Source organism: Variovorax robiniae, from assembly GCF_037889955.1.
Lineage (GTDB): Bacteria > Pseudomonadota > Gammaproteobacteria > Burkholderiales > Burkholderiaceae_C > Variovorax > Variovorax robiniae.
In genome coordinates, this window is the sequence record NZ_JBBKZS010000003.1 from 142804 (window position 1) to 157031 (window position 14228).

The following is a 14228-nucleotide window of genomic DNA, read 5'->3' on the forward strand; positions in this document are numbered from 1 at the left end:
GCCGAAATCCCGATTGAACGAAGCGGCGAAAAAAAGGGCCGGTCCATTCGACCAGCCCCTTTTTCATCGCGCGACGCGCGTGAACTTCGCTCAACCCTTCGCGTTCTGCAACGCCGCGATGCGCTCCTCGATCGGCGGGTGTGTGGCGAACAGCTGGCCCATCTTGCCGGTGATACCCATCGCCTCGACCGCCTTCGGCAGTTCGCCCGCGGGCAGGCCGCCCAGGCGCGCCAGCGCGTTCATCATCGGCTGCTTGCGGCCCATCAGTTGCGCGGCGCCCGCATCTGCGCGGAACTCGCGCTGGCGCGAGAACCAGGCCACCACGATGGCGGCGGCAAAGCCCAGCACGATGTCGAGCACGATGGTAGTAATCATGTAGCCGATGCCGGGGCCGGAGCTGCGGTCGTCGCCGCGGCGCAGGAAGGAATCGACCGCGTAGCCGATCACGCGCGACAGGAACACGACAAAGGTGTTCATCACGCCCTGGATCAGCGTCATCGTGACCATGTCGCCGTTGGCGATGTGCGCCACCTCGTGGCCGATCACGGCCTCGATCTCCTCGTGCGTCATGCCTTGCAGCAGGCCGGTCGACACCGCGACCAGCGACGAATTCTTGAAGGCGCCGGTGGCGAAGGCATTGGGCTCGCCTTCGAAGATGCCGACCTCGGGCATGCCGATGCCGGCCTTGTCGGCGAACTTGCGCACGGTGTCGACGATCCAGGCCTCGTCGGCGTTCTGCGGGTTGTCGATCATGCGCAGGCCCGACGACCACTTGGCCATCGGCTTGCTGATCAGGAGCGAGATGATCGCGCCGCCGAAGCCCATCACCAGCGCGAAGCCGAGCAGCGCCGTGAGGTTGAGCCCGTTGGCCGTGAGGTAGCGGTTGACGCCGAGCAGGCTCGCGACGACGCCGAGCACCGCGACGACGAGCACGTTGGTCAGCACAAAAAGAAGGATGCGTTTCAAGTTGATTTCTCCGTGGGGAACACCGGGTGACACCAGCGCGCAGATGAGGGCCGGGTGGTCCGATTCAAGCTGCGCTCATCGCTTTTCCCGTGTGGGTTGTTTTTCTACTCAGGGGAGCGGCGCGGACGAAAAACGTCAGGGTCATCATAGAAGCAAAAGTTCCTGTTGTCGGCCCACCAGCCGGGCACGCCGAGCACCGGCAAGGGCACGAAGGGCTTGGTCGCGAGGTGCGCTGCATCAAGGGCGGTGGCAATGGCCGCATCGTCATTCGGGATGGAGGGATCGGGGCCCGGTGCACGCAGGATATGCGCCGTGTGCTGCTTGCGCGGAAAGACCAGTTTTTCCATCAGGGCATGGCCGAAGATCAGGAGCCGCGCCTGCTGCCACAACGCGCGCTCGCTGACGAAAAGCCGCTGCCAGTCACGTGCGACGAGCGCGGCCCAAAGAGCCGGCGGCGCATCGAGCACGGCGCCGTTTTCGTCGAACAGCGTGAGTGCATCGCGCAAGGGTCCGCGCGTGGCACCGATACCGGCGCGTGCGATCTCGGCGGCCTGCAACTGGTTCAGGCGGCACTTGGCCTGCGGGCACTTCAACCACACGAGGCCGTTGAAGAAGTCGTGCATGTTGTCGCGCGTGGGCACGGTGCCAGTGCGGTGGATGAAGGCTTCGTAGGCTTCGTCGGCGGGCAGTTGGTCGTGCGGCACGAAGTGCGGCGAACCCGCTGGCGCCGCGGCCTGCAACGCTTGCGCGGTCGATGTACGCGCGGCGACGGGCTCCAGCGATTCGCCCGGCACGCGCCAGGGCGCCAGCCATTCGCGGGACCAGTCGATCGGCGGCATGCCAGTGAGTCGAAATGGGAGTTCGCCGGATGAGGAATATCCGGTTCGAGACGCTACGGTGCTGGCGCGCCGATCCAGCGGATGCGGTCCGGGTGCTGCAACACAGCGAACTCCGCCGGCAGCTTCTCGAACAACTTGATGGAACTGGCGTGCTTGCCGAGCAGCTTGGCTGCGCGCAGCGCCTGCGCCACGTCGTTGAGCGCGACCTCGGTGCCGTCGCGCAATGCGGGCACGGCCTGGAGGATGAATTCGGCGGCCTCCGATGCGGCCGATGCCTTGGCGCTTTTCTTGGCGGCGGACTTGGCTGCCGCCTTCCTTGTGGCGGGCGCCGCCTTGGCGCGAGGTGTCTTGGCGGGGGCGTCGCTCGGAGCCCCACTCGCCGTCTCGCTCACGGCCCCGTTGGAAGCGCTTCTTGCGGCGGCCTTTGCGGCAGTCTTGCGTGCCGCGGTGCGCGCGGCCGGCACGGACGGCGCCGCGGTCGTGCTGCTGCGAGCCGACTTGCTCTGATGCTGCAAGTCGGTGAACGCGTCGTAGGCCGCAGTGGTTTCGTCGCCGGTCTTGCCCTGCTGCCCGATGCCGCAGACGCGGCAGCCCTTCTCGCGCAGCCGGATCACCAGCGGCGCGAAGTCGGAGTCCGACGACACCAGGTAGACCACCTGCGGCCGCTCGCTGACGGCCAGGTCCATCGCATCGACGGCGAGCGCGATGTCGGTGCTGTTCTTGCCGGCCGCGAGGTTCACCATGGGCCGCACGCCGAGGCGCTTGAACAGGGACTGATGCTTCAAGGCGACTTCGGCCGTGCAATAGGCGCGCCGGATGTGCAGGTGGCCGTGCTCGGTCATCACCTTGTGCACCGCCTGCTCCATCACGTCGGCCGAGACGTTGTCGGCGTCGATCAGGAGCATCACCTTGGGCATGGCATTCATATGAGCAATCCAGTTCTTGGAGTTCGTCAGCCTCGGTACTTGACGGTGTTTGGCTGCTCAGGAGGGAGCAGTTCAAACTGTGCGGGAAAGCGTCGAAAGAGCGGCGTCGAACTCGATTTCTCGCCGAGCACGCCCGCATCGCGAAGCTTCCTCGCCGCTTTGCTGAGGTGCAAGGGCTTGTTGGTCCTGAGTTCAGGAAGGACGGCCAGGATATTCTTCACCGAGGGCACAGCCACCACGGTCGAAGAGACCGCCGGTGGCGTCGGCTTGACCTGATTCGGAGGCGCCTCCGTTGGCGCCGCGGTGGCTTGGCTCGGCGAAGCCTGCGCCGGCGCAGCGACCTTGGCCTCCGAATCGGGCGGCGACTCCGGCTCCACAACATCCAGCAGCACGACATCGTCGTAAAAGCTCTCGGAATTGGCGAAGATCTTGTTGGCCAGGCTGTAGCAGAGCACGCGGCAGCCCTTCTCTCTCAGCCAGGTGGCAAGCGGGACGAAGTCGGCATCGCCCGAGCAGATCGCGACGATATGGATGTCATTCGTGCACACCGCCTCCACCGCATCAATGACCAGCGCGCTGTCCGTCGTGGTCTTGTCGACGATCAGGTTGGCGACAGGCCGAACGCCGTGGCGCCACAGGACCGCATGAATGCTCTTGAGGCTTTCCGGCCGCCCGTACGCTCGTCGGTAAATAACGCGGTCCGCCAGGGAGCGGACCGTCAGCAGCACATGATCGAGCGCAGTCGCATCGTTCAAATTGTCTGCGTCAATGAAGACCGCCAGATTCTTTGCCGTCGTAGATGCACCGGCCCCGAGGGCACTCATTACACGAGTTTCCAGTTCAGCGTTTCGCCGCCGCGCAATGGCTTGAGCGTGGCGTCGCCGTAGGGCACAGTTTCCGGCACGGTCCACGTTTCGCGCTTCAGCGTGACGGTGTCGGTGTGGCGCGGCAGGCCGTAGAAGGCGGGGCCGTGGAAGCTGGCGAAGCCTTCGAGCTTGTCGAGTGCGCCGGCGTTGTCGAAGGCTTCCGCATACAGCTCGATGGCGGTGAGCGCGGTGTAGCAGCCGGCGCAGCCGAGTGCGTGCTCCTTGAGGTGTGCGGCGTGCGGGGCGCTGTCGGTGCCGAGGAAGAAGCGGTCGCTGCCGCTGGTGGCCGCCTCGACCAGCGCCAGGCGGTGTGTCTCGCGCTTGAGCACCGGCAGGCAGTAGTAGTGCGGGCGGATGCCGCCGGTGAAGATGGCGTTGCGGTTGTAGAGCAGGTGGTGCGCGGTGATCGTGGCTGCCGTGAATGGGCCGGCGTCGCGCACGTAGTGGGCGCCCTCCTTCGTGGTCAGGTGCTCGAACACGATCTTGAGCTCCGGGAAGTCGCGGCGCAGCGGGATCATCACGCGGTCGACGAAGGCGGCTTCGCGGTCGAACAGGTCGATGGCGGGGTCGGTCACTTCGCCGTGGATCAGCAGCAGCAGGCCGTGCTTCTGCATCGCTTCCAGCGTCTTGTAGGTCTTGCGGATGTCGGTCACGCCGGCATCGCTGTTGGTGGTGGCGCCGGCCGGGTAGAGCTTGAGGGCGCGCACGCCGGCTTGCGCGGCCAGGGCGATTTCCTCGGGCGGCAGCTTGTCGGTAAGGTAGAGCGACATCACGGGCTCGAACTTCAGGCCGGCCGGGACCGCGGCCAGGATGCGCTCGCGGTAGTCGATCGCCTGCTGCGCGGTGGTCACCGGCGGGCGCAGGTTGGGCATGATCAGCGCGCGGCCGAACTGGCGCGCCGAATGCGGCACGACGGCTTCGAGCGCGGCGCCGTCGCGCACGTGCAGGTGCCAGTCGTCGGGGCGGGTGATGGTGAGGGTGTCTGCGGGGCGGGTCATGGGGGCGATTCTCCCATCGCATCGGGCCGTATCGCGACGTAGCATCGGCCCATGACCACCTACCGAGGAAGCTGCCATTGCGGCGCCATCCGTTTCGAGATCGACACCGTGATCGACCGCGTCACGCAATGCAATTGCTCGGTGTGTACGAAGAAGGGCATCCTGCACCATCGCGTAGCGCCGGAGAACTTTCGGCTGCTCGGGGACGATGCGACTCTGGGCACCTACAAGTTCGGCACGCGTGTCGCGAAGCACCATTTCTGCACCACCTGCGGCATCCACACCTTCACCCGCCCGCGCGCGGCGCCGGAGCTCTACACCGTGAACGTGCGCTGCCTGGACGACTACGACTTGCAGGCCGAATCGCCGGAGATCGCGGCCTTCGACGGGCGGCACTGGGAGCAGGAAGCCGGCAAGCTGGCATAGGCGCGACAGGCGCTGCGCGGCAGGTCAAGGTAAGTCCTATACGCCCGGAATGTCACTGCGTTAGGATTCGGCGCGCCAAATGCCCGACTGGCGGGCGCGGCCCTTCCCCATTTCCCCGATGTCTTCCCCCAACGAATCCGGCCCCGTGCTGGACGCCGCGAGCCCCCTGCCCCCCGAGATCGAAGCCGCCGACGAACCCGTCAAGGTGCCGCTGGCCATCGAGGACTGGGCCACGGTGATCATCATGGGGCTGCTGGCCTGCATCACCTTCGCGAACGTGGTGGTGCGCTATGTCACCGACGCCTCCTTCGCCTGGACCGAGGAGTTCTCGGTGTTCCTGATGATCCTGCTGGCGATGGTGGCCGGCTCCGCTGCCGTGGCGCGGGACCGGCACATCCGCATCGAGTACTTCTCGGAAAGCGGCTCGATGGCGCGGCGCAAGCGCCTGTCGCAGTTCGGCGCGGTGATGGTCGCGGCGCTGTTCTTCCTGATCGCCGGGCTGAGCCTGCGGATGGTGTGGGACGACTACAAGTTCGAGGAGACCTCGCCCGGGATCGGCGTGCCGCAGTGGTGGTATTCGATCTGGTTGCCGATCGTGTCGACGGCGATTGCGCTGCGGGCCTGCGGGTTGTTCGTGCGACGTGGTCGCCGCGAAGAGGGAGGCGCGGAATGAAGGTGCTTGCTTCGCGTGATTCGCTGCTGCCGTTCGATGGAGCATCGGAATGATCGCCACCCTCCTCTTCGTCGCCTTCGTCGTGATGATGCTGGTCGGCGTGCCGATCGGCGCGGCGCTGGGCCTGGCGGGTGCGGCCTGCATCGCGCTGGCCAACGTGGACGCGCAATGGTTCGGGCTGCTGGCCGTGCCGCAGAACTTCTATGCCGGCCTGGGCAAGTACCCGCTGCTGGCGATCCCCATGTTCGTGCTGGTCGGCTCGATCTTCGACCGCTCGGGCGTGGCATTGCGGCTGGTGAACTTCGCGATTGCCATCGTCGGGCGCGGTCCCGGCATGCTGCCGCTGGTCGCGATCCTGGTGGCGATGTTCCTCGGTGGCATCTCGGGCTCCGGCCCGGCCAATGCGGCGGCCGTCGGCGCGGTGATGATTGCCGCAATGTCGCGCGCCGGTTATCCGCCCGCGTTCTCGGCCAGCGTGGTCGGCGCGGCTGCCGCGACCGACATCCTGATCCCGCCGTCGGTGGCCTTCATCGTGTACTCGGTGATGGTGCCGGCCGCATCGGTGCCGGCGCTGTTCGCCGCCGGCATGGTCCCCGGCGTCCTCGCCGGGCTTGCGCTCATCATCCCGGCGGTGTGGATGGCGCGCTCGAACAAGATGGGCGCGCTCGAGGCGACGCTGCCGCGGCCCGAGTTCTGGAAGAGTTTCCGTGAAGCCACCTGGGGCCTGGCCGCGCCGGTGCTGATCCTCGGCGGCATGCGCGCCGGCTGGTTCACGCCGACCGAGGCGGCCGTGGTCGCGGTGTTCTACGGGCTGTTCGTGGGCATGGTGATCTACCGGACGATCCGGGTGAAGGATCTGTTCGTGATCCTGCGCGAGTCGGGCGAACTGTCTGCGGTGATCCTGCTGGTGGTGTCGCTTGCGGGCATCTTCGCGTACTCGCTCGCAACGCTTGGCGTGATTGACCCGGTGGCCAAGGCGATCACCAATTCGGGGCTCGGCGAATACGGCGTGCTGGCGCTGCTGATCGTGATGCTGATCACCGTCGGCATGTTCCTCGACGGTGTCTCGATCTTCCTGATCTTCGTGCCGCTCCTGTGGCCGATCGTGCAGTTCTACAAATGGGACCCGGTGTGGTTCGGCGTGATCCTCACGCTGAAGGTGGCGCTGGGCCAGTTCACGCCGCCGCTGGCCGTGAACCTGATGGTGTCCTGCCGCATCGCCAACGTGCGCATGGAAGACACGGTGCGCTGGGTCGGCTGGATGCTGTTCGCGATGTTCCTGGTGATGGTCGCCGTGATCGCGTGGCCGCAACTGGCGCTGTGGCTTCCCGCCAAGCTTGGCTATTGATTTTTTGGTTCCAGAAGGAGACTGCTTTCATGACGTTCCGTCGCTCATTGCTCGGCCTTGCCGCCATCGCCACCGCGCTCGCCACTTTCTCGGCTGCGGCGCCGGCCCAAACGGCCTACAAGCCTGAATACAAGTTGTCGCTCGTGCTGGCGCCGCCGACCGCATGGGGCCAGGCCGGCAAGATCTGGGCGGACCTCGTGAAGGAACGGACGCAGGGCCGCATCAACATCAAGCTGTACCCCGGCGTGTCGCTGATCCAGGGCGACCAGACGCGCGAGTTCAGCGCACTGCGCCAGGGCGTGATCGACATGGCCGTCGGCTCGACCATCAACTGGTCGCCGCAGATCAAGCAGCTCAACCTGTTCTCGCTGCCCTTCCTGATGCCCGACTACGCGGCGATCGACGCGCTGACGCAGGGCGAGGTCGGCAAGGAGATCTTCTCGACCATCGAGAAGGCCGGCGTGGTGCCGCTCGCCTGGGGCGAGAACGGATATCGCGAGGTCACCAATTCGAAGAAGCCGATCAAGTCGCCGGATGACCTGAAGGGCATGAAGATCCGCGTGGTCGGCTCGCCGCTGTTCGCCGACATGTTCACCGCACTGGGCGCCAACCCGACGCAGATGAGCTGGGCCGATGCGCAGCCTGCGCTGGCCAGCGGCGCGGTCGACGGGCAGGAGAACCCGCTGTTCCTGTTCACCGTGCTGAAGATGCAGAACGTCGGCCAGAAGTACATGACCACCTGGGGCAACGTCGCCGACCCGCTGATCTTCGTGGTCAACAAGGAGATCTGGGCATCGTGGACGCCAGCCGACCAGGCGATCGTGCGGCAGGCGGCGATCGACGCGGGCAAGCAGGAGATCGCGCTGGCGCGCAAGGGACTGGTCGAGCCCGGCAAGCCGCTGCTGAAGGAGATCGAGGGGATGGGCGTGACGGTGACGCAGCTGACGCCTGCGGAGCGCGAGGCGTTTGTGAAGGCGACCCGGCCGGTTTATGCGAAGTGGAAGGGGACTGTGGGGGCTGACTTGGTGAACAAGGCTGAGAAGGCGATTGCCTCGCGCAAGCAGTAGACGCGCAGGGCGGGCACGCCGGCATGTTCGCCGAGTGCCCAATCACTGCCGTGCAATCGCGATCACAGGCCTCGGACCTGCATCGCCGACCACTGCCGGCGCCTCCCAGCCACCACCCAAGGCCTTGATCAGGCCGACGGTCGCCTGGTACTGCGCCGACTTCACCTGTAGCTGCTGACGCCGGTTCTGCAATTCGCTGCGGCGTGCATCGAGCAGGTCGAGCTGGCTGACGTAGCCATTGCGGTAGCGAGCGTCGCTGAGCACGGTCGCCCGGGTGGCCGACGCGACGGCGCGGGCCTGCACCACCGATTGCTCGTCGAGCAGGCGCAGCGCCGCGAGCTGGTCCTCGACTTCGCGGAAGGCGACCAGCACCTGCTCGCGGTAGCTGGCCAACGCGCCGTCGAGTTGGGCCGAGGCGCCCTTCAGGCCCGCTTCTCGCCGGCCGCCATCGAACAGCGGCAGCGATGCCAGCGCGCCGATGCCCCAGGAGCGCGCCGACCACTTGAGCAGGTCGCCGAGATCGGCGGACGCGTAGCCGCCCGCGCCTGTCAGCGAGAAGGTCGGGAACCAGTCGGTCTTGGCGACGCCGACGCGCGCCTGCGCGGCTTCCACCGTCCTTTGCGCGGCGGCCACGTCCGGGCGGCGTTCGAGCACGGTTGATGGCAGGCCTGCGGGAATCGTCGGCAGCGCGGTCGTCCAGGCCACCGTGCTCACGCTGAACTGCGAGGCGACCGCCCCGGTCAGCACCGCCAGCGCGTGCTCGACCTGGGCGCGCTGGCGGTCGAGCGCGAGCGCGTCGGATTCGTTGGAGGCGAGCTCGGTCTGCACGCGCGCCACGTCGAGTTCGGCCAGGTCACCGGCACGGTAGCGGCTTTCGATGAGCTTCAAGGTGCCTCGGTAGGCCTCGACCGTGTCGCGCACGATGGCGCGTTCATCGTCGAGCGCGCGCAGTGCCAGATAGGTCTGCGCGACTTCGGCCTGCACCAGCAAACGGGCGCTTTGCAGCAAGGCCTCGCGAGATTGCGCATCGAGCGCCGCCGCATTGCTTGCACCCGACAGGCGGCCGAACAGGTCGAGCTCATACGACACGGTCGCGCCCGCCGTGATGAGCGTGGCCGCGCGCTTGCTGCCGTCGCCACGGTCCAGACCCGCGCCGCGAATGGCACCCGCGCCCAAGCCCACCTGCGGCGAGCGATCGGCATCGACCGCGCGGGCAATGGCACGCGCCTCGGCCAAACGTGCGGCGGCTTGCTGCACAGTGGTGTTGGCGGTTGCGGCACGGTCCACCAGCGCATTGAGTTCGCTGTCGTTGAAGGCGCGCCACCAGGCACCATCAGCCTGCACCGGCGTCGCGGCCTTGGGCGCCACAGCGACGGCCTGCTCCTTGAACTGCGCAGGCGTGGTCACGCCGGATGAGAGATCCGCCGTCGAAGCACACCCGGCCAGCACGAGCGCCGCGACCAGCGGCAGCAAGGCGCCGCGCAGGGAAGAAGAAATACTTGTTGTCATGGTCAGGACTCCTGGCTCATTTATTCGTGCGACTGATGCGGGGCCGCAGGTTGCGCATTCAGCGCACCGCCGCCACTGCCGGTCTTGAAGGCTTCGAGGTGCGGCACCTCGCCATGCAGCTTGAGCGGCCGGTTGCCGGTCAGCCGACGCAGCACCACATAGAACACCGGCGTCAGGAACAGGCCGAAGGCCGTCACGCCGATCATCCCGGCGAACACCGCCACGCCCATCGCGCTGCGCATCTCGGAGCCCGCGCCCGTCGACAGCACCAGCGGCAGCACACCCATCACGAAGGCCAGCGAGGTCATCAGGATCGGGCGCAGCCGCAGCCGGCTCGCCTCGATGGCTGCCTGCACCGGCGTTCGTCCGGCAAACTCCAGCTCGCGCGCGAACTCCACGATCAGGATCGCGTTCTTCGCACTCAAGCCCACCAGCACGATCAGCCCGATCTGCGTGAACACGTTGTTGTCCCCGTGCGAGAGCCAGACGCCCGTCATCGCGGCGAGCAGGCCCATCGGCACGATCAGGATGATCGCAATCGGCAAGGTCAGGCTTTCGTACTGCGCGGCCAGCACCAGGAACACCAGCAGGATCGCCAGCGGAAACACGAGGAAGGCGGAGTTGCCGGCCAGGATCTCCTGGTAGGTCAGCTCGGTCCATTCATAGCTCACGCCCTTGGGCAGCGTCTCGGCCGCGATGCGTTCGATCGCGTCCTGCGCCTGACCGGATGAATAGCCCGGCGCGGGGCCGCCGTTGATGTCGGCCGCGAGGTAGCCGTTGTAGCGCATCGCGCGTTCCGGGCCGAAGCTGGACGACACCTTCATCAGCGCCGACAGCGGCACCATCTCGCCCGAATTGGAGCGCACCTTCAAGAGGCCGATGTCCTCGGCGCGTGCACGGTACGGCGCGTCGGCCTGCACGCGCACGCTGTAGGTGCGGCCGAACTTGTTGAAGTCATTGGCATAGAGGCTGCCGAGGTAGATCTGCATCGTGTCGAAGATGTCCGTCACCGGCACGCCAAGCTGGCGCGCCTTGGTGCGGTCGATGTCGGCGTAGAGCTGCGGCACGTTGACCTGCCAGCTCGTGAACAGGCCGGCCAGCTCCGGCGCCTTCTGCGCCTTGGCCATGAACGCCTTCACTGCCGCGTCCATCTGCTCGTAGCCCACCGAGCCGCGGTCTTCCAGTTGCAGCTTGAAGCCGCCCGTGGTGCCGAGGCCCGCCACCGGCGGCGGCGGGAACATCACGATGAAGGCGTCCTGGATGCCGGCGAACTGCTGGTTCAACTGGCCTGCGATGGCGCCGCCGCTCTGGTCCGCGCGCTTGCGCTCGTCGAAGGGCTTCAGCGTCGCGAACACGATGCCCGAGTTCGAGCTGTTGGTGAAGCCGTTGATCGACAGGCCCGGGAAGGCGATCGCGTCCTGCACGTTCGGGTTCTTCTTCATGATGTCGCCCATGCGATGGATCACGTCCTCGGTGCGATCCAGCGTGGCGCCGTCGGGCAGTTGGGCGAAGCCGATCAAATATTGATTGTCCTGCGCCGGCACGAAGCCGCTGGGCACCGCCTTGAACAGGCCGAAGGTCACGCCGACGAGCGCCAGGTAGATCACCAGCATGATCGTCTTGCGCGAGATCACGCCCTTGACGCCGGTGCTGTAGGCCTCCGAGCCGCGATGGAAGAAGCGGTTGAAGCCGCGGAACAGCCAGCCGAAGGCACGGTCCATGCCGCGCGTCAACGCGTCCTTGGGCTGGTCATGGCCACGCAGCAACAAGGCGGCAAGCGCCGGCGACAGCGTCAGCGAGTTGATCGCCGAGATCACCGTCGAGATCGCGATGGTCACGGCAAACTGGCGATAGAACTGTCCCGTCAAACCGCTGATGAAAGCCAGCGGCACGAACACCGCGACCAGCACCAGCGCGATCGCGATGATCGGCCCGGACACCTCCTTCATCGCCCGGTAGGTCGCCTCGCGCGGCGTCAGCCCCGCCTCGATGTTGCGCTCGACGTTTTCCACCACCACGATCGCATCGTCCACCACGATGCCGATCGCCAGCACCAGCCCGAACAGGCTCAGCGCATTGATCGAGAAGCCCAGCACATGCAGCACCGCGAAGGTGCCGACGACAGAGATCGGCACGGCCAGCAGCGGGATGATCGACGCACGCCAAGTCTGCAGGAACAGGATCACCACCAACACCACCAGCGCGATGGCTTCCAGCAGCGTGTGCAGCACCGACTCGATCGATGCACGCACGAACTGCGTCGGGTCGTAGGCGATGCGGAATTCCACGCCCTCGGGCATGTTCTTCGACAGCTCGTCCATGGTCTTGCGCACATTGGCCGAGATGTCGAGCGCATTCGAGCCCGGCGCCTGGAACACGCCCATGCCGACGGCCGCGTCGTTGTTCAGCAGCGAGCGCAGCGAATAGTCAGCCGCACCGAGTTCCAGCCGGCCGATGTCGCGCAGCCGGGTGACCGCGCCGTCGCTGCCGGTCTTCACGATGATGTCGCCGAACTCTTCCTCGTTCTGCAGGCGGCCTTGCGCGTTGATCGACAACTGCATGTCGACGCCGCTGAGACCCGGCGATGCGCCGACCACGCCGGCCGCGGCCTGGATGTTCTGGCTGCGGATGGCGGCGACCACGTCGCTTGCCGAGAGGCCGCGCTGCGCGACCTTCTGCGGGTCCAGCCAGACGCGCATCGAATACTCGCCGCCGCCGAAGATCTGCACCTGGCCCACGCCCGGGATGCGCGCGAGCCGGTCCTTCACGTTCAGCACCGCGTAGTTGCGCAGGTAGTTGATGTCGTAGCGATCATTCGGCGAGACGAGGTGCACCACCATCGTCAGGTCAGGCGCGCTCTTGACGGTCGTGATGCCGAGCCGGCGCACTTCTTCTGGCAGGCGCGGCTCGGCCTGCGAAACGCGGTTCTGCACGAGCTGCTGCGCCTTGTCGGGGTCGGTGCCGAGTTGGAAGGTGACGGTCAGCGTCATGACGCCGTCGGTGGTCGCCTGGCTGCCCATGTAGAGCATGCCTTCGACGCCGTTGATGGATTCCTCCAGCGGCATGGCCACGGTCTCGGCGATCACCTTCGGATTGGCGCCGGGGTACTGCGCACGGACCACGACCGAGGGCGGCGAGACCTCGGGGTATTCCGAGATCGGCAGGCCGCGCAGCGCGATCAGGCCGGCGATGAGCATCAGCACCGACAGCACGCCGGCAAAGATCGGCCGGTCGATGAAGAACTTGGACAGGTTCATGGTGTTCCTTCAGGGCGAGCGCGGGGCGCTTACGAATTCGAGGCGAGCTTGGGCGCGGCCGGGGCTTGCGCGGTCGCATCCATCGGCACGCTCTGCGGTGCCACCAGCGCGCCGGGGCGCACGTGCTGCAAGCCGTTGACCACCACGCGCTCGCCCGTCTTCAGGCCGGTGGCCACCACGCGCAAGCCGTTGGCCGGCGCGCCGAGCGTGACCTCGCGGTACTCGGTCTTGTTGTCGCCGTTGACGACCATCACGAACTTCTTGTTCTGGTCGGTGCCGATGGCGCGTTCGCTCACCAGCATCACGTGGCTGCTCTTGGCCTGGCCCATGCGGATGCGGGCGAACTGGCCGGGGATCAGCGCGCCGTCCTTGTTGTCGAAGGCCGCGCGCACGCGCACCGTGCCGCTCTTCGCATCGACCTGGTTGTCGATGAGCTGCAGCTTGCCTTCGAAGGGCGTGCCGCTGCTCGCGGCCGTGCCCATCTGCACCGGGATCTGGCTGATCAGGTTGCGGGCACTGGCGCCGCCGGGCATGTCCTTCAGCGCCTTGATGATCACGCCTTCGTCGGCGTCGAAGCTCGCGTAGATCGGGCTCACGGACACCAGCGTGGTCAGCACCGGCGCGCCGGGGCCGGCGGCCACCAGGTTGCCAACGGTCACCTCGACCTTGCCGATGCGGCCCGACACCGGCGCCTTCACCTGCGTGTAACCGAGGCTCAGGCGCGCGGTCTGCAACGCGGCCTGGGCGGCGCGCAGGTTGGCCTCTGCCTCCCGCTTGCCGTTGCTGCGCTCGTCGAGTTCGCGTTGCGCGATGGCCTGCTCGTTCCACAGGCGCGTGGCGCGGCCCTGCTCGCTGGTGGCCTGCGTGACGCGGGCTTCCGCTGCGGCGACCTGCGCCTCGGCACGGTCGACTTCGGCCGCGTAGGGCGCCGGGTCGATGGTGATCAGCAGGTCGCCCTGCTTCACCAGCGATCCCTCCTTGAAGTGCACCGCCTGCACGGCGCCGGCCACGCGCGAGCGCACGTCGACGCGCTCCACCGCTTCGAGCCGGCCGGAGAACTCGTCCCATTCGGTGATCTCGCTGTTGGCAACAGTTGCCACCGACACCGGGATGGCCTGCGGCGCCGGCGGCGGGTTGCTGGCGCCGACCTGCTCCGTGTGCAGGCTCACAAAGACGACGCCCGAGGCGAGGGCCAATGCCGCGGTCAGCGCGGTCACCGTCGGCCAGAGACCCTTGCGCGCGGCGGAGGAAATTTGTTGCTTGGTCATGATGTTTCGTCCTTCTGGGTCAATTTCGGAAAAGCGGTGCCACCAGCGCTCACATGGCGCTGGAAGGCGTTTTGTTCTGGAAGCC

General features: G+C 66.8%; 12 protein-coding genes. 4 read left to right on the forward strand and 8 right to left on the reverse strand.

All coding sequences use genetic code 11. The annotated features are described in order from the left end of the window. Positions 1-90 precede the first annotated feature (90 nt). The 5 genes from htpX to pyrC all read right to left on the reverse strand — a co-directional run bounded on the left by htpX (position 91) and on the right by pyrC (position 4595). Positions 91-966: a protease HtpX gene (htpX, locus tag WKW79_RS08850; protein WP_340334768.1), complete on the reverse strand. Its 876-nt coding sequence runs from the start codon at positions 964-966 to the stop codon at positions 91-93. A gap of 104 nt (positions 967-1070) precedes the next feature. Further along, positions 1071-1805 carry a DUF3025 domain-containing protein gene (locus WKW79_RS08855; protein ID WP_340334769.1) on the reverse strand — a complete coding sequence of 245 codons (735 nt, stop codon included), beginning with the start codon at positions 1803-1805 and terminating at the stop codon, positions 1071-1073. Between the two features lie 53 nt (positions 1806-1858). Then, complete coding sequence (locus WKW79_RS08860) at positions 1859-2731, reverse strand: NYN domain-containing protein (protein ID WP_340334770.1); 873 nt, start codon at positions 2729-2731, stop codon at positions 1859-1861. 26 nt (positions 2732-2757) lie between these two features. Further along, positions 2758-3555 carry an NYN domain-containing protein gene (locus WKW79_RS08865; RefSeq protein WP_340334771.1) on the reverse strand — a complete coding sequence of 266 codons (798 nt, stop codon included), beginning with the start codon at positions 3553-3555 and terminating at the stop codon, positions 2758-2760. Further along, positions 3555-4595 (reverse strand): dihydroorotase, encoded by a 1041-nt coding sequence (gene pyrC, locus WKW79_RS08870; RefSeq protein ID WP_340334772.1) that lies wholly within the window; start codon positions 4593-4595, stop codon positions 3555-3557. The genes WKW79_RS08865 and pyrC overlap by 1 nt, the downstream gene beginning before the upstream one ends. 51 nt (positions 4596-4646) lie before the next feature. Here pyrC and WKW79_RS08875 point away from each other — a divergent pair, with 51 nt between their 5' ends. From WKW79_RS08875 to WKW79_RS08890, 4 genes are all read left to right on the forward strand, one after another. Further along, positions 4647-5021, forward strand: a complete 375-nt coding sequence (locus WKW79_RS08875) for a GFA family protein (RefSeq protein WP_340334773.1) — start codon at positions 4647-4649, stop codon at positions 5019-5021. 118 nt (positions 5022-5139) lie between these two features. Further along, on the forward strand, positions 5140-5694 hold the full coding sequence (locus WKW79_RS08880; protein WP_340334774.1) for a TRAP transporter small permease: 555 nt from the start codon (positions 5140-5142) through the stop codon (positions 5692-5694). A gap of 49 nt (positions 5695-5743) precedes the next feature. Next, positions 5744-7042, forward strand: a complete 1299-nt coding sequence (locus tag WKW79_RS08885; RefSeq protein ID WP_340334775.1) for a TRAP transporter large permease — start codon at positions 5744-5746, stop codon at positions 7040-7042. A gap of 29 nt (positions 7043-7071) precedes the next feature. Beyond that, complete coding sequence (locus WKW79_RS08890; RefSeq protein ID WP_340334776.1) at positions 7072-8109, forward strand: DctP family TRAP transporter solute-binding subunit; 1038 nt, start codon at positions 7072-7074, stop codon at positions 8107-8109. A 42-nt stretch (positions 8110-8151) separates the two neighbouring features. Here WKW79_RS08890 and WKW79_RS08895 read toward each other — a convergent pair whose 3' ends face one another. The 3 genes from WKW79_RS08895 to WKW79_RS08905 are packed head-to-tail and all read right to left on the reverse strand — an operon-like array spanning position 8152 to position 14143. Beyond that, on the reverse strand, positions 8152-9618 hold the full coding sequence (locus WKW79_RS08895) for an efflux transporter outer membrane subunit (RefSeq protein ID WP_340334777.1): 1467 nt from the start codon (positions 9616-9618) through the stop codon (positions 8152-8154). A gap of 20 nt (positions 9619-9638) precedes the next feature. After that, entirely contained in the window at positions 9639-12875 is a 3237-nt protein-coding gene (locus WKW79_RS08900) for an efflux RND transporter permease subunit (RefSeq protein WP_340334778.1), read from the reverse strand. Positions 12876-12904: 29 nt separating this feature from the next. Beyond that, positions 12905-14143, reverse strand: a complete 1239-nt coding sequence (locus WKW79_RS08905) for an efflux RND transporter periplasmic adaptor subunit (RefSeq protein WP_340334779.1) — start codon at positions 14141-14143, stop codon at positions 12905-12907. Positions 14144-14228 lie beyond the last annotated feature (85 nt).